General features: G+C 65.1%; 27 protein-coding genes. 9 read left to right on the forward strand and 18 right to left on the reverse strand.

What is annotated here, in order from left to right:
• Positions 1-96 precede the first annotated feature (96 nt).
• Both ACLMAL_RS00590 and dtd read left to right on the forward strand, forming a co-directional pair.
• On the forward strand, positions 97-1,569 hold the full coding sequence (locus tag ACLMAL_RS00590) for a hypothetical protein (protein ID WP_411997299.1): 1,473 nt from the start codon (positions 97-99) through the stop codon (positions 1,567-1,569).
• Between the two features lie 51 nt (positions 1,570-1,620).
• Positions 1,621-2,064: a D-aminoacyl-tRNA deacylase gene (dtd, locus tag ACLMAL_RS00595; protein WP_411997520.1), complete on the forward strand. Its 444-nt coding sequence runs from the start codon at positions 1,621-1,623 to the stop codon at positions 2,062-2,064.
• Positions 2,065-2,071: 7 nt separating this feature from the next.
• Here dtd and ACLMAL_RS00600 read toward each other — a convergent pair whose 3' ends face one another.
• Complete coding sequence (locus ACLMAL_RS00600; RefSeq protein WP_411997300.1) at positions 2,072-3,049, reverse strand: alpha/beta hydrolase family protein; 978 nt, start codon at positions 3,047-3,049, stop codon at positions 2,072-2,074.
• 67 nt (positions 3,050-3,116) lie between these two features.
• Between ACLMAL_RS00600 and ACLMAL_RS00605 the strand changes: the two genes are divergently transcribed.
• On the forward strand, positions 3,117-3,695 hold the full coding sequence (locus ACLMAL_RS00605; RefSeq protein WP_411997301.1) for a helix-turn-helix domain-containing protein: 579 nt from the start codon (positions 3,117-3,119) through the stop codon (positions 3,693-3,695).
• A gap of 196 nt (positions 3,696-3,891) precedes the next feature.
• Positions 3,892-4,674 carry a class I SAM-dependent methyltransferase gene (locus ACLMAL_RS00610; protein WP_411997302.1) on the forward strand — a complete coding sequence of 261 codons (783 nt, stop codon included), beginning with the start codon at positions 3,892-3,894 and terminating at the stop codon, positions 4,672-4,674.
• A 730-nt stretch (positions 4,675-5,404) separates the two neighbouring features.
• Here ACLMAL_RS00610 and map read toward each other — a convergent pair.
• The 13 genes from map to rplN all read right to left on the reverse strand — a co-directional run bounded on the left by map (position 5,405) and on the right by rplN (position 12,524).
• Positions 5,405-6,205, reverse strand: a complete 801-nt coding sequence (gene map / locus ACLMAL_RS00615) for a type I methionyl aminopeptidase (RefSeq protein WP_411997303.1) — start codon at positions 6,203-6,205, stop codon at positions 5,405-5,407.
• Between the two features lie 38 nt (positions 6,206-6,243).
• A complete protein-coding gene (locus tag ACLMAL_RS00620) occupies positions 6,244-6,789 on the reverse strand; it encodes an adenylate kinase (protein ID WP_328409234.1) in 546 nt (181 codons plus the stop codon).
• A complete protein-coding gene (secY, locus tag ACLMAL_RS00625) occupies positions 6,786-8,108 on the reverse strand; it encodes a preprotein translocase subunit SecY (RefSeq protein ID WP_411997304.1) in 1,323 nt (440 codons plus the stop codon). Before secY ends, ACLMAL_RS00620 begins: the two co-directional genes overlap by 4 nt.
• 164 nt (positions 8,109-8,272) lie before the next feature.
• Positions 8,273-8,716, reverse strand: coding sequence for a 50S ribosomal protein L15 (gene rplO, locus ACLMAL_RS00630; RefSeq protein ID WP_364903760.1), 444 nt, complete (start codon positions 8,714-8,716; stop codon positions 8,273-8,275).
• A 1-nt stretch (position 8,717) separates the two neighbouring features.
• On the reverse strand, positions 8,718-8,897 hold the full coding sequence (rpmD, locus tag ACLMAL_RS00635; protein ID WP_062983142.1) for a 50S ribosomal protein L30: 180 nt from the start codon (positions 8,895-8,897) through the stop codon (positions 8,718-8,720).
• Positions 8,898-9,557: a 30S ribosomal protein S5 gene (rpsE, locus tag ACLMAL_RS00640; protein WP_328409228.1), complete on the reverse strand. Its 660-nt coding sequence runs from the start codon at positions 9,555-9,557 to the stop codon at positions 8,898-8,900. It abuts the gene before it with no gap.
• Between the two features lie 31 nt (positions 9,558-9,588).
• Complete coding sequence (gene rplR / locus ACLMAL_RS00645) at positions 9,589-9,996, reverse strand: 50S ribosomal protein L18 (protein ID WP_328409226.1); 408 nt, start codon at positions 9,994-9,996, stop codon at positions 9,589-9,591.
• Between the two features lie 2 nt (positions 9,997-9,998).
• Positions 9,999-10,538, reverse strand: coding sequence for a 50S ribosomal protein L6 (gene rplF / locus ACLMAL_RS00650; protein WP_411997305.1), 540 nt, complete (start codon positions 10,536-10,538; stop codon positions 9,999-10,001).
• Positions 10,539-10,552: 14 nt separating this feature from the next.
• On the reverse strand, positions 10,553-10,951 hold the full coding sequence (gene rpsH, locus ACLMAL_RS00655) for a 30S ribosomal protein S8 (RefSeq protein WP_014981717.1): 399 nt from the start codon (positions 10,949-10,951) through the stop codon (positions 10,553-10,555).
• A gap of 132 nt (positions 10,952-11,083) precedes the next feature.
• Positions 11,084-11,269: a type Z 30S ribosomal protein S14 gene (locus ACLMAL_RS00660; protein WP_188829844.1), complete on the reverse strand. Its 186-nt coding sequence runs from the start codon at positions 11,267-11,269 to the stop codon at positions 11,084-11,086.
• A gap of 2 nt (positions 11,270-11,271) precedes the next feature.
• Positions 11,272-11,835: a 50S ribosomal protein L5 gene (gene rplE, locus ACLMAL_RS00665; protein WP_328409221.1), complete on the reverse strand. Its 564-nt coding sequence runs from the start codon at positions 11,833-11,835 to the stop codon at positions 11,272-11,274.
• A 1-nt stretch (position 11,836) separates the two neighbouring features.
• Positions 11,837-12,154, reverse strand: a complete 318-nt coding sequence (rplX, locus tag ACLMAL_RS00670; protein ID WP_328409219.1) for a 50S ribosomal protein L24 — start codon at positions 12,152-12,154, stop codon at positions 11,837-11,839.
• Between the two features lies 1 nt (position 12,155).
• On the reverse strand, positions 12,156-12,524 hold the full coding sequence (gene rplN / locus ACLMAL_RS00675; protein ID WP_040686591.1) for a 50S ribosomal protein L14: 369 nt from the start codon (positions 12,522-12,524) through the stop codon (positions 12,156-12,158).
• Positions 12,525-12,870: 346 nt separating this feature from the next.
• Between rplN and ACLMAL_RS00680 the strand changes: the two genes are divergently transcribed.
• Both ACLMAL_RS00680 and ACLMAL_RS00685 read left to right on the forward strand, forming a co-directional pair.
• Positions 12,871-14,916, forward strand: a complete 2,046-nt coding sequence (locus ACLMAL_RS00680; protein WP_411997306.1) for a M13 family metallopeptidase — start codon at positions 12,871-12,873, stop codon at positions 14,914-14,916.
• 95 nt (positions 14,917-15,011) lie between these two features.
• Complete coding sequence (locus ACLMAL_RS00685; RefSeq protein ID WP_411997307.1) at positions 15,012-17,045, forward strand: M13 family metallopeptidase; 2,034 nt, start codon at positions 15,012-15,014, stop codon at positions 17,043-17,045.
• 264 nt (positions 17,046-17,309) lie between these two features.
• Here the strand turns inward: ACLMAL_RS00685 and ACLMAL_RS00690 are convergent, their stop codons facing one another.
• Complete coding sequence (locus tag ACLMAL_RS00690) at positions 17,310-17,978, reverse strand: TetR/AcrR family transcriptional regulator (RefSeq protein ID WP_411997308.1); 669 nt, start codon at positions 17,976-17,978, stop codon at positions 17,310-17,312.
• A gap of 69 nt (positions 17,979-18,047) precedes the next feature.
• On the opposite strand from ACLMAL_RS00690, the gene ACLMAL_RS00695 reads away from it, so the two are divergent.
• Both ACLMAL_RS00695 and ACLMAL_RS00700 read left to right on the forward strand, forming a co-directional pair.
• Positions 18,048-19,493, forward strand: a complete 1,446-nt coding sequence (locus tag ACLMAL_RS00695) for an MFS transporter (protein WP_411997309.1) — start codon at positions 18,048-18,050, stop codon at positions 19,491-19,493.
• Positions 19,494-19,515: 22 nt separating this feature from the next.
• Positions 19,516-19,914, forward strand: a complete 399-nt coding sequence (locus ACLMAL_RS00700) for a cupin (RefSeq protein ID WP_411997310.1) — start codon at positions 19,516-19,518, stop codon at positions 19,912-19,914.
• Positions 19,915-19,946: 32 nt separating this feature from the next.
• Here ACLMAL_RS00700 and ACLMAL_RS00705 read toward each other — a convergent pair whose 3' ends face one another.
• Both ACLMAL_RS00705 and ACLMAL_RS00710 read right to left on the reverse strand, forming a co-directional pair.
• Positions 19,947-20,165 carry a hypothetical protein gene (locus ACLMAL_RS00705; protein WP_411997311.1) on the reverse strand — a complete coding sequence of 73 codons (219 nt, stop codon included), beginning with the start codon at positions 20,163-20,165 and terminating at the stop codon, positions 19,947-19,949.
• Positions 20,162-21,391: an NAD(P)/FAD-dependent oxidoreductase gene (locus ACLMAL_RS00710; protein ID WP_411997521.1), complete on the reverse strand. Its 1,230-nt coding sequence runs from the start codon at positions 21,389-21,391 to the stop codon at positions 20,162-20,164. The genes ACLMAL_RS00705 and ACLMAL_RS00710 overlap by 4 nt, the downstream gene beginning before the upstream one ends.
• A 342-nt stretch (positions 21,392-21,733) precedes the next feature.
• Between ACLMAL_RS00710 and ACLMAL_RS00715 the strand changes: the two genes are divergently transcribed.
• Positions 21,734-22,717 carry an ABC transporter substrate-binding protein gene (locus ACLMAL_RS00715; RefSeq protein WP_411997312.1) on the forward strand — a complete coding sequence of 328 codons (984 nt, stop codon included), beginning with the start codon at positions 21,734-21,736 and terminating at the stop codon, positions 22,715-22,717.
• A gap of 26 nt (positions 22,718-22,743) precedes the next feature.
• Here ACLMAL_RS00715 and ACLMAL_RS00720 read toward each other — a convergent pair whose 3' ends face one another.
• Positions 22,744-24,531, reverse strand: a complete 1,788-nt coding sequence (locus ACLMAL_RS00720; RefSeq protein ID WP_411997313.1) for an MFS transporter — start codon at positions 24,529-24,531, stop codon at positions 22,744-22,746.
• Positions 24,532-24,663: the final 132 nt, after the last annotated feature.

A 24,663-nucleotide genomic window follows, 5' to 3' on the forward strand; every position in this document is an offset into this window, starting at 1 on the left:
CAGACTCGGCGGGCACGTTGCGGCCGATCGACGACCGTGGGCAAAGTTGATGCGGGAGTTGGGATCGCGATGGATCTGAGCTCGATCGAGCGCCGAGTGGCTGCGGATCGAGGGGCGGCGAGAGATCGGTCGATCGAAGCCCAGCTGCGATTGGCTACCTCGTTGGTCGAATTGGCCAAGGAGTTGGTCGCCACGAAGAACGGCTCCGGGCGCGACCGGACCGCCGAAGCCTTGGCGCCCGCGCAAGAAGCAGTCGCCATTCGGCTGCACTGGCTGACCGCCGGGCAGGTGTCCGCACAGTTTGCGGGCGAGGTGCAGGACGCGCTGCGCGTGTTCGAACAGGCCGCTCGTCACATCGGCCACCGCGAACTGGCGGCAAGCACTATCCGCAGCGCCTGTGGCGCCTATCGGCAAGTGGCGCACACCCATCCGCAGGCGGCCGGTGTGTGCGCCGACGCGCTGTCGAAGTGCGGTGTGTGGTTGTGCAGGCTGGATCCGAAGACCGCTGTCGCCGCGTCCGAGGATGCGGTGCGGATCCGCAGCAGGCTGTTCGCGGCGAATCCGGATCAATCCGGCAAGTACCTCGCCAGTCTGAGCACGCTGCTGCGCACCCTCATGGTCGGCAGACAGCGCAAGCAGGCCATCGCGATGTATCGCGAGCGATATACGGCACTGACCTCGCCCGAAATGACGACACAACTGCGCCAGACGCGCATCGAGGACATCGACCTCACCGTCAAGTCCTATAGCGCGCTCGCGAAGCTGGATTGCCCGACGCTCGAACGCGCCGGACGGCTGACCCAGCAGCAGATCCTCTACCAGACCGCGGGCGACCTCTCCACGATCGAAGAGATCAACTGGAAACTGGCCCTGGTCGGCATCAAGCCGTTGACCCCCGGCGCGATGCCCGATCCGCCGTCGCGGCCGGTCGAGATCGCCACGACCTTCGGGGCACTGAGCGTGCGCTGTTCGGCCGGTGACGCCGTCGCTCAGGTCCGCGCCGCGGTCATCGCCGCGTATGCGGCCGACGGTGCGCAGCCTGCGATCGGCTCGACCCATCTCGGCGGCGTGGAAATCATCTGGAGCGCAGCCGATCTCGAACTGAACTCGGCGACCGAGCTGGGCGATGACATGGTGCTCATCGAAGCGCCCTACCCGGGCTCGGTGACCGTGATGAGCTTCAAATGGGAGCTGGCGAATGTCGGCAGACATCCACTGGCGCTGCAGCTTTCGACCCGCTGGCCGGTAATCAGCGTGGCCGCCACCGAGAACATGGCCTATGAACTGTGCCGGTACGAGGGCGGCAAGGCCACGCAGTACGCCGCCCTCGGCCGACCGAGCGGACAGGCGCCGCTCGACGAGCCGCTCGCGCCCATGGATTTCGCGACGCTGGCCGACTACGGCGCGGACTACGCGTCCGAAACCCAGGTCCGCGCCGCGTTCGGCAATTCCCCTATGTTCGCCAAGCTGACCCACCTGCCTGCCAATGGGATTCGGCAAACCGCCGAAACGGTGCCGCACACCGACCTGTTGTTCTTCAAGAAGGTGAAAACTCCCGAACCGAGCTGAGACGGCACACCCACCGCTGCCTCGGCCGGACCGCACGGCATGATCACCGATGTGCGAGTCCTATTACAGCGAGTGTCCGCCGCCCAGGTGACGGTCGACGAGGAGATCGTCGGCCGGATAGATCCCGCCGCCCACCATGCGCCCCATGGGCTGGTCGCCTTGGTCGGCGTCACGCACGATGACACCGACATGACCGCGAAAGCCTTGGCGGACAAGGTGTGGCGGCTGCGCATCCTCGACGGCGAGCGCTCCGCCGCCGACCTGGCCGCACCCATCCTGGTGATCAGTCAGTTCACCCTTTACGCCGACACGGCGAAGGGCCGCCGCCCGTCCTGGAACGCCGCCGCACCCGGCGCGGTCGCCGAACCCATCGTCGAGGCGTTCGCCCAGGCATTGCGCGATCTGGGCGCCACTGTCGCCACCGGCCGCTTCGGCGCCCATATGCATATCGACCTGACCAACGACGGACCCGTCACCGTGCTCTTGGAGGGCTGATGCCGGCTCACGCGGACAGCAGCCAGTCGGCAATGTCGGCGACGACCTCGGCATCCACGTGGTGCGGCCGGGTGTAATCATCGGGCAGCGACGGACCGGTCCCCGGGAACCAGAGATGATCGTCGGCGGGATAGGTGCGAATGGTCACCTCTTCGCGGTCCGCGAGTCCGGCCTGCCATCCGGCCAGGTCGTCGGCCACAGTGACCTGGTAGTCACGCTCGCCCTGCAGAATCAACATAGGCTTGTGCAATGTCGCCGCGACCGCGACCGGGTCGTAGGCCCGCAGGTCCAGCCAGTATGCGGCCGACATACCGAACGGCAGCCGCACCGCCGGCGTCGCCGGTGAAAGTTCCTGGCTGTCGACCATTTTCGCCTGTTCGATGGCCGTCTCGAGCGGTGGCAACGCCGCGAGTGCGGCCGGATCGATCTCGGCGAGGCGCCGAAGGACACGCACGATGGACCACTGCATCGGCTGCGTATCACCGGAGAGGATCACCACGCCCGCCACCGATGGCGCTGCCGCGGCCACCCGCGGCGCAAACTTTCCGCCCATGCTGTGCCCGACCACGAACACGCGCCCGGCGTCGATGGCCCGCAGCCCGCTCAGCATCTCGATCGCCGCGACCGCGGCCGGCACATACTCGTCGCTCGGTGTGAATTCGGTTGTCGCAGCGACCTTCTCCGCATGTGCGAAAGTGGCCTTGTCGAAGCGCAACACCGCTATCCCGCGGCTCGCCAACCCCCACGCAAGATCCTTGTAGATCTTGTTCGGCCCCACAGTGCCATCGGCGTCGAACGGCCCACCGCCGGACAACAACACCACCGCGGGATGCGGACCGTCGCCATGCGGGATGCTCAGCACGCCCGACACTGCGAACTCCCCGGACCCTACGGTCACCGCTCGCTCATCGAAGACCTGGGGATTCGCATACTCCGGCGCCTGCCACGACGGCACATCCGTGACGGCCGACTCGGGTCCATTCATCGTGTCCTCCACAACCCTTGAACATTCTCAACTTTGAGAACGGTATCATGAGTGAGAACATTCGGATATGGACTCCCTGGAACTGCTGGTCCACCCGGTGCGATTGCGGATCGTGCATGCAATGTCGGGTGGCCAAACCCTGACAACGGCACAACTGTGCGCCCGAATGCCCGATGTCTCGAAGGCCACCGTCTACCGCCACGTCGAACTACTGGCAGGCGGCGGCATCCTCGAGGTCGACAGCGAACAGCGGGTGCGCGGCGCGGTCGAGCGCCACTACCGGCTGCACCGGGAACGCGCGGTGATCGACGCCGACACGGCCGCATCGGCGACCACCGACGACCATCGCAGGATCTTCGCCGCCGCGATGGCGACGCTGCTCGCGGAATTCAACTCCTACCTCGATCGTGACCAGGCGAACCCGACCGAGGATTTGGTCGGCTACCGGCAACACGCCATGTGGCTCGACCACAATGAGCTCGTCGACCTGATTTCGGCGCTGCGTGCCGCGATCATCCCCCGACTGAAAAACCCGCCCGCACCGGGCCGTTCGCAGTACCTGCTCAGTCCGATCCTGTTCCCGATCGACCAGCCCGAGGTGACCACCGAGGTTGCGCCGGCAGGAAAAGCCCACAAGACCAAGTAGTTTCGGCACGAACACCGGACAGCCGATCAGGCGACGGTCGTGCGCTGCGCACGGGCTGAATCGTGGAGCAGCCCAGACAAACCACACGATCGGGCCAGGCCGGTGCCGGCAAGCATGCCAGGGACCTCCAGCCAGCACCCGCACGATAGCCCGGAATACCACCGGACAGGCAAACTCGAGGTCCTATGGTGGAGAGATGGACGGCGAACTACACGCCCGTGCGGCCGCCTCATTCGGCGCACAGGCCTCCGCGTATGCCGAACATCGTCCGGACTACCCCGCGGCAGCAATTCATTGGGCTCTGGAGCCGCTCGGGCGTCAGCACTCGCTCGTGGTCCTCGATCTCGGCGCAGGCACCGGCAAGCTCACCGCAGGTCTGCTCGGCGCAGGAGCCGAGCCGATCGCCGTCGAGCCCGATGCCGAGATGCGCAGTGAACTGATTGCGCGTTACCCCGACGTGACTACGCTCGCCGGTGCCGCGGAGTCCATTCCGCTGCCGGACAATTCGGTAGATGCGGTGCTTTCCGGACAGGCATTCCACTGGTTCGACCAGGAACGCGCCTTCCCCGAGATCGCCAGGGTGCTGCGCGACGGTGGCGTGTTCGCCGCACTCTGGAACACCGACGACAGCACGGTCGACTGGCTCATAGGCCTGCAGGCGGTCTCCCGGCCGAGAGTCGCAGTTCCGCCACCGAAGCCTGGTGACCAGCTCCCGAAGCATCCGCTGTTCCTCGACTTCGAGCGAGCCGAGTTCCCGCACGCACAGCGGCGGACCGCCGAATCCCTCACGACCACAATCGGAACCCACTCGCACACGTTGGTGATCACGGAACCGGAGCGCACCGAGCTGCTCGGCCGAATCCTCGACTACCTGCGCAGCAGGCCCGAGACCGCCGACGGCGAATTCGACGTGCCCCTCGTCACCGACGTCATCCGCGCCGTCCGCAGGACCGAAACCCCGGTGCCCCAGCGCAAATGAAGCGCTACGCCATCCGGATCCGCCGCAGCCCAATGGAATTCGAGTAGTTCCCTACTCAGGTGAGTAGTCGACGATGCGACATACGATTTCTACATCGTCAAAAAGTTCGTCTCGAACAGGGAAGGAAAACCACTGACACACCACAGCGTTCGAACCGACTGCTCGACCGAAAGGCGAAGCCGGACGTGCAGACGCGGGTGGAAGGAACGACGTCACCGATCCAGCGATGAGCTGGGGTATCGCCCGGTGACACCGGCTGATCGACCATTGTGTCGACGCGGGTGTCGCGAGGCGTAATCGCCCTGCGGACTACCCGCGGCGTCGGTGCGTATCGGGCCTCGCCGCGTAACGTCCACCTGCCCTCGGTCGTCGATGTCGGTGCACGCCAACGTCGGAGCGCCCCGAATGTCGACGCTTTGTCAGTGTCGGTGCGCCCTGGGTATCGACTCGCCGGGTCCGTCGATGTCGGCGGATGATCGACATCGGTGCACCGCCAACGTCGGGGCATCGGTCGATGCGCCGCTTCATCATTGTCGAAGTGGCGTCGATCTCATATCTCTGTCGATGTCGGACCGTGTTCGATGTCGACAGGATCGTGACTTGTCGATGTCGAGGCACCGCAAAAGTTCGGCGCCGCATAATGTCACGACGCCACCAATGTGGGGCATCGCCAATGTCACTGACGCCCAACGTATTTCACAGCCATTCGGCCACCGGGCCAGTCGGTCGGCTATTCCGGACGCAACGTCAGAATGCGCGGTCCGTCTTCGGTGACGGCAACCGTGTGCTCCCAATGTGCGGCACGGCTGCCGTCGATGGTCACCACGGTCCAATCGTCGCCGAGCACCTTGGTCTGGGTGGTGCCCAATGTCAGCATCGGCTCGATCGCAAGGACAGATCCGACAACGAGTTTCGGCCCTCTACCCGGGTCGCCCTCGTTTGCGAGGAACGGATCCATGTGCATTTCGCGGCCGATGGCGTGCCCGCCGTAACCGTCGACGATGCCGTAGGCGCGACCGTGCATTTCTTCCGCGGCGCGGGTGCCGAGCTCGATGGCATGCGAGACGTCCGTCAGCCGGTTACCGGGCAGCATTGCCTCGATACCGGCCTCCATGGACAGCTTGGTTGCCTCGCTGAGCAGCCGATCGGCGTCGATGATCGGGCCGACGCCGAACGTCCACGCCGAATCACCGTGCCAGCCGTCGAGAATCGCGCCACAGTCGATGGAGACCAGATCGCCGTCGGTCAGGATCTCATCGGCGGTCGGAATCCCATGCACCACACGGTCGTTCACCGATGAGCAGATCGACCCGGGGAACCCGTGGTAGCCCTTGAAGGACGGCACCGCACCCGCATCGCGGATCACCTGCTCGGCGACCTCGTCCAGCTCCAGGGTGCTGACACCGGGCTTTGCGGCATCGCGCACCGCGACGAGCGCGCGGCCGACGATGGCGCCTGCCGCCGCCATGGCGTCCAGCTCGCCCGCGGTGCGGAACGGCACCACCTTCTTGTTCTTACGACCGAAGACCATGACGGTTCAGTGTCCCATCGCTGGTGCGGTAAGCGGCATCAGTGGCCGAGTGCGCGCAACGCGCGGGCGTTGACCTCGTCGACCTCGCCGACACCGTCCACGGTGACGACCAACCCGTCGTAGTGCTCCAGCAGCGGCTCGGTCTCGTCCCGGTACACCCGGAGCCGGTTGCGGATCACGCCTTCGTTGTCGTCGGCGCGGCCACGGGCCAGCATCCGCTCGACCACGGTGTCCTCGGCAACGACGAAGCACAGCACCGCGTCGAGCTTGGTGTCCATGTCGGCGAGGATCTTCTCCAGCGCGTCGGCCTGATCGACCGTGCGCGGGTAGCCGTCGAGCACGAAACCGTTGACGGCGTCGGGCTCGGCAACGCGGGCCTCGACCATGCGGTTGGTCACATCGCTGGGCACCAGATCGCCGGCGTCCATGTACTTCTGCGCTTCGCGCCCCAGCGGGGTCTGCTGGCTGATGTTCGCACGGAACAGGTCTCCGGTGGAGATGTGCGGGACGCCCAGCTTTTCCGAAAGCAGGACGGCCTGGGTGCCCTTGCCTGCACCCGGCGGACCGAGAAGTACAACTCTCACTTGAGGAACCCTTCGTAATTTCGATTCATCAGCTGGCTCTCGATCTGCTTCACCGTGTCCAAGCCGACGCTCACCATGATGAGCACCGCGGTGCCGCCGAACGGAAGGTTCTGCGCACCACCGGACGAGCCGATGTCGAGGAACAGATTGGGCAGCACTGCCACTAGACCGAGGTAGATCGAGCCGGGGAGGGTGATGCGGCTCAACACAAAATTGAGATAGTCGGCGGTCGGCCTACCGGGGCGGTAGCCCGGAATGAATCCGCCGAACTTCTTCATCTCGTCGGCGCGTTCCTCCGGATTGAAGGTGATCGCGACATAGAAGTAGGTGAAGAACACGATCAGACCGAAGTAGATTGCGATGTACAACGGGTTGCCCGGATTCACCAGGTATTTCTGGATGATCTCCTGCCACCAGCTCTGATCGGTCGTCCCCTTCGACGTTGTCAGCTGGGCGACCAGGTTCGGCAGGTACAGCAGCGATGACGCGAAGATCACCGGGATGACGCCTGCCTGGTTGACCTTCAGCGGCAGATAGGTCGAGGAGCCACCGTACATCTTGCGGCCGACGACTCGCTTGGCGTACTGCACCGGAATCCGGCGCTGCCCCTGCTCGACGAAGATGACCGCGCCGATGATGGCGAGCGCGGCGGCGCAGACGAGGCCGAAGACCAGCGGGCCACGGCTATCGAGGATGCCCTTGCCCTGTGATGGGATACGGGCGGCGATACCGGCGAAGATCAGCAGCGACATACCGTTGCCGACACCACGCTCGGTGATCTGCTCACCGAACCACATCACCAGCGCCGCACCGGCCGTCATCACCAGCACGATGATGATCATGCCGAAAATGCTGGTGTCGGCCAGGATGTCCTGCTGGCAGCCCTGCAGCAGCTGACCGCGGGCCGCAAGCGCGACCAGACCGGTCGCCTGCAGGATCGCGAGGGCAATCGACAGATACCGGGTGTACTGCGTCATCTTGTTCTGGCCTGATTGGCCTTCTTTTCGCAGTTCCTCGAACCGCGGGATGACAACGGTCAACAGCTGAATAATGATGCTGGCCGTGATGTAGGGCATGATGCCGATCGCGAAGACCGACAACTGCAGCAGCGCACCACCGGAGAACAGGTTGATCAGCTGGTAGATACCGGCCGAATCACCACCGGACACCAGGTCGATACATTCCTGGACGGCCTGGTAATCAACGCCAGGGGACGGCAGCGCGGCACCCAAGCGGTACAACGCGATCAACCCCAGCGTGAAGAGAATCTTCCGCCGTAAGTCCGGAGTCCGGAAGGCCGATACGAAGGCGGAAAGCACAGATCCTCCTGGCGAACGACATGGTCATGCCATGGACTATTCAGCGATGTCCTGGTCGGAAGGCGCCGGTATCCCATGACGAGGCTTGGCAGACAACAATTGAACTCTAACAGTGGCACCGGACGAGCCTTCACTCGTCCGGTGCCACTATGTGCAGAGTACCGTCAGCCCAGCTCGGTGACAGTGCCACCGGCCGCGGTGATCTTTTCCTTGGCGGCACCGGTGACCTTATCGACGGTCACCTGGACCGCGACACCGATCTCGCCGTCACCGAGAATCTTGACCAGCTGGTTCTTGCGAACCGCGCCGGCCGCAACGAGCTCGGCCTTGCCGATCTCGCCACCCTCGGGGAACAACTTGGCGATCGAGCCGACATTCACGACCTGGTATTCCGTGCGGAATCGGTTCGTGAAGCCCTTGAGCTTGGGCAGCCGCATGTGAATCGGCATCTGCCCGCCCTCGAAGGCGGCCGGAACGTTCTTGCGAGCCTTGGTGCCCTTGGTACCACGACCCGCGGTCTTGCCCTTGGAGCCTTCACCGCGACCCACCCGGGTCTTCTCGGTCTTGGCGCCGGGAGCCGGACGCAGGTGATGCAACTTGATGGTCATGTCAGACCTCCTCAACTGTTACGAGGTGGCGCACGACGTTGATCAGCCCACGGTTCTGAGGATTGTCCTCACGAACCACGGTCTGGCGGATCTTCCGCAGGCCGAGCGTGCGAAGGCTCTCCCGCTGGTTCGCCTTGGCGCCGATCGACGACTTGATCTGGGTCACCTTGAGATCTGCCATTTACCTGCCACCTCCCGCTGCCTGAGCGCGTGCGCGCAGCATGCCCGCGGGGGCAACGTCCTCGATGGGCAGACCACGACGGGCCGCGACCTCTTCCGGACGCTGCAGCATCTTGAGTGCCGCAACCGTCGCGTGCACGACGTTGATGGCGTTGTCGCTACCGAGCGACTTCGCCAGAATGTCATGGATACCAGCGCATTCCAGCACGGCACGCGCCGCACCGCCGGCGATCACACCGGTACCGGGCGAAGCCGGACGCAGCATGACGACACCGGCCGCCGCCTCACCCTGAACCGGGTGGGTGATGGTCGAGCCGATCATCGGGACGCGGAAGAAGTTCTTACGAGCTTCCTCGACACCCTTCTGAATGGCCGCGGGAACTTCCTTGGCCTTGCCGTAGCCGACGCCGACCAGACCGTTGCCGTCACCGACGATCACGAGGGCGGTGAAGCTGAAGCGACGACCACCCTTCACGACCTTGGAGACGCGGTTGATCGCGACGACACGCTCGAGCTGGTTCTTCTCGGCCGCATTGTCGCGACGATCGCCGCCACCGCGACGGTCGCCGCCACCGCGACGGTTGTCGCGGCCGCCCTCGGGGGCCGCACCATTCTGTCCGGCGGGTCCGCTGCCGCCGTCACGCCGTTGACGTCCCGGCATCAGACGTTCCTTCCGTAAATGTTTGCAGTCATCAGAACTTCAACCCACCTTCGCGAGCGGCATCCGCCAGCGCGGCGATCCGGCCGTGGTAATCGTGACCACCACGGTCGAACACGACGGCCTCGACGCCGGCAGCCTTGGCACGCTCGGCCAGCAGCGCGCCGACCTTCTTGCCCTTGGCCGACTTGTCGCCGTCCACGGCGCGCACATCGGCCTCGATCGAGGACGCGGCGGCAATCGTCTTGCCGACCGAGTCGTCGATGAGCTGTGCGTGCAGGTGACGCGAGGAACGGTTGACCACCAGGCGCGGACGCTCGGTGGTGCCGACGACCTTCTTGCGCAGACGGAAGTGACGACGCGTCTTGGACAGCCGACGCGTGGTCGACACATCCTTGCCGCGCGGGACGCGCTTGGCCTTCTGGTTTTCGGTTTGCGCCATGATCACTTACCCGTCTTTCCGACCTTGCGGCGAACGACCTCGCCGGCGTAGCGGATGCCCTTGCCCTTGTACGGGTCGGGCTTGCGCAGTCCGTGGATCACAGCGGAGATCTGACCGACCTTCTGCTTGTCGATTCCGGACACAGAGAACTTGGTGGGCGTTTCCACCGCGAAGGTGATGCCTTCCGGGGCCTCGACCGGGACCGGGTGGCTGTAGCCGAGAGCGAACTCGAGGTTCGAACCCTTGGCCTGCACGCGGTAACCGACGCCGAAGATTTCCATCTTCTTCTCGTAGCCCTTGGTCACACCTTCGACCATGTTCGAGACCAGGGTGCGGGTCAGGCCGTGCAGTGCACGACTCTGGCGCTCGTCGTTCGGACGGGCGACCTCGAGCTGACCGTCCTCGCCCTTGGCGACGGTGATCGGCTCGGCGACGGTGTGCGACAGGGTGCCCTTGGGACCCTTCACCGACACGTTCTGGCCATCGATGGTGACATCGACGCCCGCGGGAATTGCGATGGGCTTCTTGCCGATACGCGACATTGTCCTACCTCCCCTTACCAGACGTAGGCGAGGACTTCCCCGCCTACACCTTGCTTGGCCGCCTGGCGATCCGTGAGCAGACCGGTCGACGTGGAGATGATCGCCACGCCGAGGCCGCCCAGGACCTTGGGCAGGTTGGTGGACTTTGCGTACACACGCAGACCCGGCTTCGAGACGCGACGCAGGCCCTGCAGGCTGCGCTCACGGCTGGGGCCGTACTTGAGGTCGACGACGAGGCTCTTGCCGACGGTCGCGTCCTCGGTCCGGTAATCGGCGATGTAGCCCTCGCGCTTGAGGATCTCGGCGATGTTCGCCTTGAGCTTCGAGTGCGGCGCCTTCACCTGATCGTGGTACGCCGAGTTGGCGTTGCGCAGACGAGTGAGGAAGTCTGCGATCGGATCAGTCATGGTCATGTTTTTGACCGTTTACCTTTCTCGCAACGGTTCCCATGCAAGAGCCCGAAGGACCCGTGGGCCTATCACGAAGTTGGGGTTAGTTTCCCGTCGTGCCCCGGCTTGCGCCGGGACGACGGAAGTTGGTGGTGGCTACCAGGAGCTCTTGTGCACGCCCGGCAGCTCGCCGCGGTGCGCCATCTCGCGAAGGCAGACACGGCACAGGCCGAACTTGCGGTAGACAGCATGCGGGCGACCGCAGCGCTGGCAACGGGTGTAGGCGCGGACCCCGAACTTCGGCTTGGCCTCGGCCTTGATACGCAGTGCTTTCTTGGCCATCGTCAGTTCTCCTTGAACGGGAAGCCGAGGTGCTTGAGAAGGGCGCGGCCCTCTTCGTTGTTCGTCGCGGTGGTCACGACCGTGATGTCCATACCACGCGGACGGTCGATGGAGTCCACGTCGATCTCGTGGAACATCGACTGCTCGCTCAGGCCGAACGTGTAGTTGCCGTTGCCGTCGAACTGCTTCGGCGACAGGCCGCGGAAGTCGCGGATACGGGGCAGCGCGATGGAGACCAGGCGGTCGAGGAACTCCCACATGCGGTCGCCACGCAGCGTGACCTTCGCACCGATGGGCATGCCCTCACGCAGCTTGAACTGCGCGATCGACTTGGTCGCCTTGCGGACCTCGGGCTTCTGACCGGTGATCAGTTCCAGATCCTTGATGGCGCCGTTGATCAGCTTCGCGTCACGGGCGGCGTCACCGACACCCATGTTGACGACGACCTTGACCACGCCGGGGATCTGCATCACGTTGGCGTACTCGAACTCGCCGTTCAGCGCGTCCTTGATCTCGGCGCGGTAGCGCGCCTTCAGGCGCGGCTGGGTCTTCTCAGAGGTAGTCATGTCAGATGTCCTTCCCGTTCTTACGGGAGATCCGGACCCGCTTGCCGCTCTCCTCATCGGTGCGGTAACCGACACGGGTCGGCTTGCCATCGGAATCGACGACCATCACGTTCGAGACCTGGATCGGGGCTTCCTGGGTCACGATGCCACCGGAGGAGGCGCCACGCTGGTTCGCGGAGTCCGCGACGTGCTTCTTGATCCGGTTCACGCCCTCGACCAGGATCTTGCCGGTCGCCGGGTAGGCCTGAATGACCTTGCCCTTGGCGCCCTTGTCCTTACCCGAGATGACGAGAACGGTGTCGCCCTTGTGCACCTTCATGTCAGAGCACCTCCGGGGCCAGCGAAACGATCTTCATGAACTTCTTCTCGCGCAGCTCGCGGCCGACCGGGCCGAAGATACGGGTGCCACGCGGGTCGTTGTCCGCCTTGATGAGCACGGCGGCGTTCTCATCGAACTTGATGTAGGAACCGTCCGGGCGGCGGCGCTCCTTGACGGTGCGCACGACGACGGCCTTGACGACCTCGCCCTTCTTGACGTTGCCGCCAGGGACAGCGTCCTTGACGGTGGCGACGATGATGTCGCCGATGCCGGCATAGCGACGTGACGAGCCACCGAGCACGCGGATGCAAAGAATTTCCTTCGCACCCGTGTTGTCGGCGACGCGCAGTCGCGACTCCTGCTGAATCACTTCAGCCTCCTTGACCTGGATGTATACGCACGCCGGATTGCCGACCCGACGGGCATGGTCCTGCTGCCACCCGAACGCGCGCCTGCCAGCGGTTATCTGGATCTCGATGACCCAACCACTGGGGGTTCACGGCCGGATTGCGGGCATAGCTCCCGCAGGCAACCGGTTCAGTGTAGGGGAATCCGCTGGTCATCCCAAAATCGGGTCCATTTCGGCAACCCTGACATTCAGCTGTGAAACCCCTGCCGATCAGTGCCAGCGAGCCTTCTCGTTACTACCCTCGGTCCAGGGCATGATCGCCAAAAATGCCACCCGTATTCGATATCGCCGCTGGAAGAGGGGTTTCTTGAGTTCGTATGCCGGTCCGTTTCGATTCGATCGTCGAGCTTTCCTGATCGCACTCGGAGTGATTCCCGCCACCACGGTTCTGGCGTCCTGCTCCAGGGATGCGGCGACGCCGCCGACCGGGGTCGACATGAGCGGTACCGACCAGGCGATTCGTCCGCAAGACGATCTATACCGGCACGTCAACGGGACTTGGCTGCGCGATTATCAGCTGCCGGCGGACCGGCCCTCGTATTCCTCGTTCAACGAGGTCCGCGACCGTGTTCAGCAACAGTTGCGCGACATCGTCGACAGCATTCGCGACCCGAAGCCAGGGTCGACCGAAGAGCAGATCCGCGATCTCTACGACGCCAGGCTCGATCTCGACGAGATCGAGCGACTGGGCAGCACTCCACTTGCCGACCTGTTCGCCGCGATCGACGGCGCCGCGACCAAGGCAGACCTCGCCCGGGTGATGGGCACGCTGCCGGTCGGCGGCCTGATCGGGCTCGGGGTCGCGGTCGACCAGAAGAACTCCGGCGACTACATCGCCATGATCAGCCAATCCGGCATAGATTCGACCATGGGCGAGCAGTACTACCGGAAGCCCGAATACGCCGAGCAGCTGGCGGCCTACCGAACCTATCTGGAGCGCATCGCCGCCGGTGCGGACTTCCTCGATCCGTCGGGCACGGCACAGCGCGTGCTCGCGCTGGAGACCAGGATTGCCGCCGGGTATTGGGACGACGTTCGGCTGCGCAATCCCGACGCCACCTACAACCTGCTCAGCTGGACCGAATTGACTTCGCTCGCACCACAATTCGACTGGGAACCGTGGCTGGCGGGTAGTACCGACCGGCCCAGGGGGCTGTTCGACAAGGTGGTGGTGGGGCAGCCGTCTTTCGTCACAGCGGCAGGGCAACTCTGGGCCGAGGTCGACATCGCGAGCTGGCGGGAATACTTGCGCACGGCCGTGGTAAAGAAATTCGCGGCCGAACTACCCGAAGTCATCTCCGCTGCCGCCTTCGACTTCATCGGCAAGGCGTTGCAAGGCCAGCAACAGCGTCAAGAGCCGTGGAAGGACGGCATCGACACCGTCGACGACACGCTCGGCCAGCCGCTCGGGAAACTCTATGTAGGCAAGTACTTTCCGCCGATCGCCAAGGAACGGGCGCAGGCGCTCGTGGCCGATCTCATGGCTGCCTATCGGGACAACTTCACCAACTCGTCGTGGATGTCGCCGCCGACCAGGGCTGCGTCGATCGCCAAACTGGACAAGATCGTCGCGAAGATCGGCTATCCGGACACCTGGATCGACTACTCCGGACTGCACATCACCAGGGGCAAACTGATCGAATCCCTCCGCGCGGCAGAAACTTTCGAGCGCAAGCGGATGTTCGCGCGACTCGGCACACCGGTCGACAGGTCCGAATGGGGCATATCGCCGCAGACGGTGAACGCCATGTACGACCCGAGCGCCAATGAGATTTCGTTCCCCGCGGCCATTCTGCAGCCACCGTTCTTCGACAAGGATGCTCAGGCGGCGGTCAACTACGGCGCGATCGGCGCGATCATCGGTCACGAAATCGGTCACGGCTTCGACGACCAAGGATCGGAATACGACGCCGACGGCAACCTGCGCGACTGGTGGACCCCGGCGGATCGGGCCGCGTTCGACACCAAGACCGCGCAGCTCATCGCGCAGTACAACGCGCTCGTTCCCGTCGGCCTCGATCCGGAAAAGCACGTCGACGGCGCACTCACCGTCGGCGAGAACCTCGCCGATCTGCGGGGGCTGAGCATCGCGCTGGCGGCCCTGCGGATCGCGGGACAGCACGACGGCACCGGCGAACCCGACTACCCGACGCTGTTCCTTTCCTGGGCGCGCATCTGGCGGGACAAGTCGACCGAGCAGCGGCAGGAGCTGCGCCTGGCCATGGACGTCCACGCCCCCAATGAGTTCCGATGCAATCAGGTGATCCGCAATATCGCCGAGTTCTACCGCACCTTCGGCGTCACCGCCGCCGACCGGCTGTTCCTGCCCGAGGACCAGCGGGTCACGCTCTGATACGCCGGGCCCGCGCCATCGGAGACAGGTAGCCTCGGGCAAGCAATATCGCGCCTGACGAGGATGCGGGACACCGCATCGGGAGAGGAATCCTCGTGACATCAAACGGTCGTCCCGGCCAGCTGGACCGTCGTGCCTTCCTGGTCGCGCTGGGGGTCGTACCGGCCGCCATCGCGTTGGCTTCGTGCTCGAAGAACGACAACGTGCAGCTCACCGGTGTCGATCTGGGTGGCGCCGATGGCGCTATCCGGCCGCAGGACGATCTGTACCGGCACGTCAACGGCAAGTGGCTGCGGGAGTACCAGCTGCCGCCGGACAAGGCCGCCGTCGGTGCGATCAGCGAGGCTTCCGACCGCACGCTGGACCAGTTGCGGGCGATCATCGAAGGCATCAACGATCCGAAGGCGGGCTCGGAGGCGCAGCAGATTCGCGACCTCTACGACGCGCGCCTCGATCTCGACACGATCGAACGGCTCGGGATGACCCCGCTGGCCGATCTGTACGCCAAGATCGACGGCGCCGCGACCAAGCCGGACCTGGCCAAGGTGATGGCCGAACTGCCCATCTCGGGTCTGATCGGCATCGGTATCGGCATTGATCGCAAGAACTCCAACGCCTACATCCCGACCATCAGCCAGTCCGGCCTCGGCCTCAGCGAGCAGTACTACCGCAAACCCGAGTACACGACGCAGCTCGCGGGCTACAAGACCTACGTGGAAAAGATGGCCGCGGCCGCGGGCTTCGCCGATCCGATCGGCCTGGCGCAGCGGGTGGTCGAGCTGGAAGCCAAGATCGCGGCCGTGCATTGGGACAGCGTGCGCAACCGGAACACCGACGCCACCTACAACCTGATGAGCTGGTCGGAGCTGACCGCGCTCGGACCGCAATTCGACTGGGAGCCCTGGATGGCGGGCAATACCGACCGGCCGCGCCAGCTGTTCGACAAGATCGTGGTTTCCCAGCCGTCGTTCGTGACGGGGATGGCGCAGCTGTGGGCCGACGTCGATATCGCTGTCTGGCGGGAGTACCTGCGCACGAGCGTGACGGCGAATTTCGCCCGCTTCCTGCCCAAGGCCATCGCGGATGCGCGCTTCGATTTCGTCGGCAGGGTGCTGAGCGGGCTCGACGAACGCCCGGAGCTGTGGAAGTCGGCGGTCGGCGTCGTGGACGACAATCTCGGCGACCAGCTCGGGAAACTGTATGTCACCGCGCACTTTCCGCCGGAGGCCAAGGATCGCGCCAAGGAAATGGTCGCCGACCTCATGGCCGCGTACAAGGACAACTTCACCCATTCCACCTGGATGTCGCAGCCGACCAGGGAAGCGTCCATCGTCAAGCTCGACAAGATCGAGGCCAGGATCGGCTACCCGGACAAGTGGGACGACTACTCCGAATTGAAGATCACCAGGGGCAAGTTGATCGAATCCCTGCGCGCGGTCAATGCTTTCGAGTCCAAGAAGGCCTTCAACCGGCTCGGCACCCCCGTCGACAAAGCCGAATGGGGCATGTCGCCGCAGACGGTGAACGCCTATTACTCCCCGACCAATAACCAGATCACCTTCCCGGCCGCCTATTTGCAGCCGCCGTTCTTCGACAAGGACGCCACCGCAGCGGTCAATTACGGTGCGGTCGGGGCCACCATCGGCCACGAGATCGGGCACGGCTTCGACGATCAGGGCGCCAAGTACGACGCCGACGGCAACCGGCGCGACTGGTGGACCCCCGAGGATCTCGCCGCGTTCGAAGCCAAGACCAAGCAGTTGATCGACCAGTACAACCCGCTTGTCCCGGAGGGCCTCGACCCCAAATACCACGTCGACGGCGCGCTCACGGTCGGCGAGAACCTCGCCGATCTGCGTGGGCTCCAGATCGCGCTGGAGGCCTACCGCATCGCGGCGAAGCGGGAAGGCAAAGAGCCGGACTTCCAGCAGATGTTCTTCTCCCATGCCCGCAGCTGGCGCGAGAAGCAGACCGAGGAAGCCACCATCAGTCAACTGCAGGACACCCACTCCCCCAACGAATTCCGCTGCAACCAGGTGATGCGCAACCTCGCCGAGTTCTATAAGACCTTCGAGGTGAAGGAAGGCGACAAGTTGTTCATGCCGGAGAACCAGCGCGTCAGTTTCTGAGCGCTTCGAGGTTATCCAGCGTCCGACGAGCAGCCCGGCAGCACGCCGGGCTGCCGACTTTCGCTGCCTGTGGTTGATCGAATCTCTACGCGCCATAGTCGATTTCGAAGCGAAGCGAGCCTTCGACCGGCTGGGTACCCCGGTCGAGAAGCCCGAATGGGGCCTGACCCCGCAGACCGTCTATGCCCACTACACCGCCGGCCGCAACGAGAACGCCGTCCCCACAGTGCGAAGCCGGCGTGTTCGCGTAAGCCCTCGAGGGCCCTAGCTTTCGCTGCCTGCGAGCAGACCGTCGACCAAGGCCCGCAGGCCATATTCGTAAGTGTCCACCGCAGTGAGCTCGACCCAGCGCGGACCGAGAGCCGATAGGCGGGGCAGGGTTTCGGGATCGAGGTCGGCGAAGACCGATTCGCGGTAGGTGGGACGGCTTTCGGCGGCTCGGCGCTCGGATTTGGCGCGAACTATGAGGTCGCCCGCGGTGTAGTGCCAGATCACGCGGTAGGCCTGTACGGCCCGATCGGGACCGAGGCCGCTCGCGATGGCGGCATCGACGATGGTTTCGTTGATCCAGAGTGCCGAGACGCCGAAGAGGTCGTCGGAGACGAGGACCTCGACGATCCATGAGCGTGCGGCGAGCACCTCATGCATTGCCTTGGCGGCGACCAGGATTCGCTCGCGTGGCGCATCCGGCAGTGGCGGCCAGACCACGTGGTCGGCGTAGTCGTTCAGCAGTAGCCGCAGTAGGTCTTCCTTGTCGTGCACGTGGTGGTAGAGCGCCATCGGGGTACAGGCGAGTTCGGTGGCGAGACGACGCATCGTCAGCTTCTCGACGCCATCGGCATCGATGACCGCATGGGCCGCGGCGAGGATCTCCGGCAGGGAGATGCGCGGGGGCCTTCCGGTGCGGTTGTGCTGCGGCGACGGGTTCGGCATGAGGTCCATCATCGCCCATCGCCGAACGGATGTGTGGACACGGGGCCGCTCTGCGGTTAGTTTTTATACGTGTATAAAAACTTGAGTGGGCGGCCGGGAGTCGCCTTGGCGGCCGTGGCCGTCGCGCAGTTCATGGTGGCCCTCGACATGGCGGTCGTGAATGTCGCGCTGCCCGCAATCCGCGCCGATCTGGGATTCGCGCCGCTCGAGCTGGCCTGGGTGGTGCACATCTACGCGCTGACCTTCGGCGGGTTTCTGCTGCTCGGCGGCAAAGCCTGCGATCTGTTCGGACGGCGAAGGTTGTTCGCCGCCGGGCTGGTCGTCTTCGGAATCGCTTCGATGGCAGGAGGTTTCGCACAGGCGCCGTGGCAGCTGGTGGCCGCACGCGCCGTGCAGGGTATGGCGGCGGCGGCCGTTGCCCCCGCCGCGCTTGCCACCCTGACCACGACCTTCACCGAAGGACCCGCCCGGATCCGGGCGCTCGGCGTGTGGAGCGCGGTGAATGCCGCGGGCGGCGCGATGGGCGTGCTGGTCGGCGGGCTGCTGACCGAGTACGCGAACTGGCGCTGGGTAATGCTGATCAATATCCCGATCGTCGCGATCGCACTCGCGGCGGTGGCGGCGGGCGTGGCAGCCGATCGTCGCGACCGCGCCGCAGGCCGCCTCGATGCGCTCGGCGCGGTGCTCGCGACCGCGGGCACCGGCCTGCTGGTGATCGGGGTGGTGCGCACCGATCACCACGGCTGGACCTCGGGTGTCACGATTGCCACGCTGACCGCGAGCGTCGTCGTGCTGGCCTGCTTCCTCGCCGTGGAGGCGCGGGTCGCCACTCCCCTTGTTCGCCTCGGACTGTTCCGCAGTCGCTGGGTCACCGGCGCGAACCTCTTCGTATTCCTCGCCGCCGCAGGACAATTCTCCGCTTTCTACCTGGTGTCGCTGTATATGCAGCAGGTGTTGGGGATGAGCGCGGGCGCGACCGGCGCGGCCTTTCTGCCGTTCTCGCTGACCGTGATCATCGGCACGGTGGTCGCCACCCGGGTCGGCGCGCGACGCTCACCCAAGACCGCACTCATCGGCGGCGGCCTGCTCACTGCCGCGGGCATCGGCTGGTTCGCGCTGATCAGTCCCGATGGCAGCTTCGTCACCGACGTGCTCGGCCCCTCGCTGGTCGGCGGCTTCGGCCTCGGACTGTGCCTGGCTCCGGTCGCCGCCGCGGCGACCATGGGCGTCGCGGGACCAGAAGCGGGCATGGCATCGGGCGTGTTCAACAGCGCCCGACAACTCGGCGGCAGCGTCGGCGTCGCCGCGCTCGCCACCATCGCCGCGAGCCGCTCCGGTACCCACGTCGATCCCGCCGGACTCAACGACGGCTACGCGCTCGCTCTCGGCATCGCGGCACTCGTGTTCGGCACCGCCGCCCTAGTCGCCGCCGTGGTCTTGCCCGCTGCCCGCCGCGACTCGACGCTCGCCCCGAAAGCGCCTCTGCACGAAGAACTCTCCCCCGCACGTCCATAGCAGTACCCGAGGAAGTAAACCCATGAGCCAGACACCGATCGACCTGTTCGACAGCGGCCTGCACTTTCGCCCCGACGGCAACGTCCGCGCGGGCGAACGTCGAATGAGCACCGGCTCCGACGGCTGGCAGCTCGCCACATTCCATGTCGATACCAACGCCGATGTGCACGCCGACCACTGGGAAGTCCACCCATCCTCCGAAGAGGCGGTGTGCTGCCTATCCGGCGCGATGCGCCTGTACCTGCGACCGGAACACCCCGGCGACGACGAGACCATGGTCCACCTGACCTCCGGCACGGCTTACGTTGTGCCACGCGGCCGTTGGCACCGCATCGAACTCGACCAACCCTCCGACATCATGTCGATCGGGCTGCGCGGCGGCACCCGTCGAGAACCGGTCGCCAGATCGGTGGCCGAGTAACCCTCGGAGGGACCCGGCAGGGATCTCGCCGACTATCGAACGAGGTCCGCGAAGCTGATCTCGCCGAGCACGACATGCTCGAGCTGCAGGAATCCATCGCGATGCAGCCGATACTCGGCGGCATGGGCGTCGAGCCTGAACTCGCGGACCTCTTCGATGTCGTACTTGGTGTCGAGTGCGACGACCAGGTAGAACCGAGATCGTTGCCTCTTCTGTCGGATTATGTATCCCTCAGCGCGATTGGTAGTCAATGGGTGGACTCGGGTCCGTGCTCGGGCGCGGCCTGCAGTTCGGACGCGGCGGCGGCCAGCAATGCGTCGCGGTCGCGGCTCAACGGAGGATAGATACGCCGGGTGTTGATGGAGCGCTTGGTGTCTTTGGCCTCCTCGCCGCACGCGACCACGTGGCGGTCCCAGCCCTCGGTATACACCGCGCCTGCCGGTCCCAGATCGAGAACCGTTACATACCAAGGGATCCGCAACGGCTTCATGGGCTTGCCCAGAAGATCGCCGATGACGTTGTATCCGGCCCATCGGCCCATCGGGCGGCTGTGCTGGCAGGACATCACCGACATATGCTCGTCGTCCATTTTTGCGGCGGCGACGTCACCGGCGGCGAATACCCCGGGCACACCGCGGACCCGCAGACAATCGTCGACGGGGAGTCGACCCAGCCGGTCACGGTCGACCCCGAACTCTGCGGTCAGCGGGTTGGCCCGCATGCCGGCACACCAGACGACGGTGGCGGCGGTCACCACTTCACCCGAGGAGAGCGTCACGCCGCGCTCGTCGATGGCGACGACCCCGACGCCCAACTTGGTCTCGATCCCGATGTCGGCCAGCGCCGCCTCGATGATCGGTCGCGCCGATGCGCCCATGTCCGAGCCGACGAACGGGTTGCGGTCGATCAGGATGACCCGCGGTGCGACGGCACGCGTGGCAAAGGCGTCGGCGAGCATCGCGGGCAGCTCAGTCGCCTCTTCGATCCCCGTCAAACCTGCCCCGACGACGACTACTGTCGTGGCCGCCGGGTCAGCGGGACCCTCGGCAAGCCGGCGCAAGTGAGCTTGCAGTCTGGTCGCTGCGTCATGGGTGTCGATGTCGAAACCGAACTCCCGCAGGCCAGGGATATCGGGCTTGACCACCTGGCTGCCCAACGCGAGCACCAGCCGGTCGTAGCCGTGAGCGCCTGCGGTGGATTCCACGACCCGCGCCAGAGCGTCGATCGCCGTCACTTCGCCGACGATGTGCTTGATTCCGACCGGATCGAGAAGAGCGCGCAGCGGGATGCGGGATGTGCTCAGATCGGTCTCATAGTCGCGCACGCGGATGTCGTGGTACGGCGTGGAACTGATCATCGTGACATCGACGGTTCCGACCGCCACATCGAGCTCGTCGAGCCGCCGGGCCGCCGCGAGCGCCGCCCACAGACCCGCAAACCCGGACCCGAGAACCACGACACGCGAAGGATCGGTCACTGCAGCGCGCTGCACATCGTCATTCTAATACTCCAGCCGGACTTCGTGATCGTCGATGCTGCTGGTCGGGACGCTGGAAGTGGGGCGGCTACTGCGTGATCATGCTGTGTTTGTGTGGGACACAACTGAATTGGTGGTGGCCGCGTTCGGCGACGTAGCCGTTGACCGGCCTACTACCACTGCTCGGCGCTCACCCCGGCCACCCTCGCCAGGCTGGTGATAGACGCAGCCACTACCAGCACCGATTCCGACTCACACCATGATCACGAAGTCCGGCTGGAGTACTAGGCTGACCGATACTGGGCACCGCCAGGGACACGCCTGGGCGAAAGGGGTCAAACGATGAAGTCTGTTCGGATACCCCGTGGCTGGGCACTGGCCGCGGTCGTGGTGCTCGTCGGTGGGCTCGCCCTCGGAATCGTCACCTACGGGCCTTCGAGCAACGACGAAGACCCCGGCAGCGGCGAACCCGTCACCATCACCCACACACGCGGCATAACCACAGTGGAAGGGTCTCCGAAAAGGGTTGTCGCACTGGGTAATCAGTGGATGGACACCGCTTTGGCGCTCGGGGTGACTCCGGTCGGCTATATCGATACTGCTGCGACGGTGCCCAACTCGACTCCGCCGTGGGAACCCGACTCGCTACGTGGCGCGACGGCGTTGAACACCACCGGCAATATCGCCGCGCAGGCCGCGGCGCTGCAACCGGATCTGATTCTCGTGGACGGGCTGCTGGCCGATCAGCAGTCTTACGACGAGCTGTCCAAGATCGCACCGACGCTGCCGGCGCTGAGCAATGAGATGGTCGTGCCATGGCGGGATCAGGTGACCGCGCTCGGTGCGGTGCTACGTAGGACGGATCGGGCGAGCAAGGTCATCGCCGATGTGAGCAAGAAGGTCGAGACCATCACGCAGGCGAACCCCGGACTGAGGGGCAAGACCGTCGCGAGCACCTGGTTGGCGAGCCCGGCCCAGCTGATAGTGCTCACCGACCCGAACACCGTCGCCGGCCAGATTTTCACCCAGCTCGGCCTCGCCATTCCGAAGAACCTTGCCGACCAACCGGCCAGTCAGGGCAGGCTGGCGCTGGCGCCGGAACGCGTCGACGAGCTCACCGCGGATCTGCTGCTGGCCGGCTACTCCCCCGGCATGGACGAAACCTACCGTCAGCTGCCGGGTTTCCGTGAGCTGCCCGCAGTGCAGAAGGGCGCTGTCGCGTTCTTGACCATCCAAGAGCTCGGCGGCGTCAACCAGCCGACCGCGCTGTCGGTGCCGTATCTGCTCGACAAGCTGCAGCCCGCGTTCGCCAACGCCGCCAAGTAGGCAATGCCAGCGCCCGGGGCGCACTGTCAGCGCACCGGGACCGGCACCGTGACCTCGGCCGGCGCGGCCGCCTCGGCGAGCTCTACGCCCTCGTCATGGACGTACTTGTCGCCCGCGAAGTAGGAGGCGGCGGCGGCAAGGAACATCATCACGGCCGCCGCGACGAACACGACGATCAGACCGGAGTGGAACGGCCCGGTGAGTAGATGCGGGAAGAACTCCTGGCCGGTCAGGGTGCCGGCGTCGACACCAGGCTTACTCAATTCGCCGGAGGGGCCGAGCAATTCCTGAATCGGGTTGAAGCCGAGGAAGGCGGCGAACATGCTGGCCACCGGGGGCATCCCGGCAAGCTGGGCGGCGGCGTCGGCCGAGACGCCCTGCGCGCGCAGACCGGAGTCGAGCGCCGCGGGCAGACCGGCGGCGAGGCCGACGACCATGAGGGAGAAGAAGATTCCCATGGACAGGGCGTTGCCACCATTGAAAAGCGTGCCGCGCATGCCGGAGGCAGCGCCGCGCTGGGCAGCGGGGACGCTGGACATGATCGCGGCAGTGTTGGGCGAGAAGAACAACCCGCTGCCGATTCCATTGATCAGGATGATCAGCGCGAACAGCCAGTAGTCGAAGTCGACCGGGATCACCAGCAGCAACAGGAAGGTCAGCCCCGCGATCACGGCGCCGCCGGTGGTGAACAGCCTGGCGCCGTAGCGATCCGACAGCCAGCCCGAAATCGGTCCCGCGGCAAGGAATCCCACGGTCAGCGGCAGCAGGTAGATACCTGCCCACAGCGGGGTCGATTCGAAGTCGTAGCCGTGCAATGGCAACCAGATGCCCTGCAACCAGATGATCAGCATGAACTGCATGCCGCCGCGGCCGATGGAAACCATGAGGTTGGCGAAGTTGCCGAGGCCGAACGCCCGGTTGCGGAACAAGGCCAGATTGAACATCGGATCGGCGATCCGACTCTCCACCACACAGAACACCCCGAGCAGCACGATGCCGCCGATCACCGCCGACAACACCCACGGGCTGTACCAACCCGTGGCATGCCCACCGTAGGGCTGGATGCCATAGGTGATGCCGGTGAGCAGCGCAGTCAAGCCGAGCCCGAAGAGGATGGTGCCCGCCCAGTCCACCGTGCCTTCCGTACGCACACCGACCTCGTGCAGCGACCGGTAGGACCAGACGGCGCCGAGGATGCCGATCGGGACGCTCACCCAGAACACCGCGCGCCAGTCCCACTCCGAGAGCACGCCGCCGATGAGCAGGCCGAGGAACGAACCGGCCACCGCGGCAACCATATTGATGCCGAGCGCGGTGCCGCGCTGATTCGCCGGGAAGGCGTCGGTGAGAATCGCCGAGGAGTTGGCCATGAGCATGGCCCCGCCGACACCCTGCACGACCCGCCAGACGATGATCCACATCGCCCCGGACCCGCCGTCCCACGGATCGAAGGACAGCGCGATCGCACAGAGCGCGAACACCGCGAAGCCGAGGTTGTAGATGCGCACACGTCCGAAGATGTCGCCGAGCCGCCCGAACATCACCACGAGCACGGCCGTCGCCAGCAGGTACCCCATCAGAATCCAGAGCAGGTAGCCGACATTTCCCGCATCGAGCGGGTTCAGACCGATACCGCGGAAGATCGCGGGCAGCGAGATCAGCACGATCGACGAATTGATCGCGGTGAGCAGCACGCCGAGGGTGGTGTTGGTCAGGACGATCCACTTGTAGCGCGGATGGTCCCGGTCGTAACGCAACCGGCGGCGGATGGTTCGGACATCGCCGAGGTCGAGATCGGTGGATGGATTCGTCACGGCAGCCCCTTGCAGAGATATTAGCTCCGCAAACTATATAGTTAGCCGATGTAACGATCAAGTGGCTGTCCCACCCTCCGGACGCGCACCGCTCATCGAATCCGCGGCAAGATAGGTTAGCCTTGGCTGACT

Origin of the sequence: Nocardia sp. CWNU-33 (genome assembly GCF_046764895.1) — a bacterium.
Lineage (GTDB): Bacteria > Actinomycetota > Actinomycetes > Mycobacteriales > Mycobacteriaceae > Nocardia.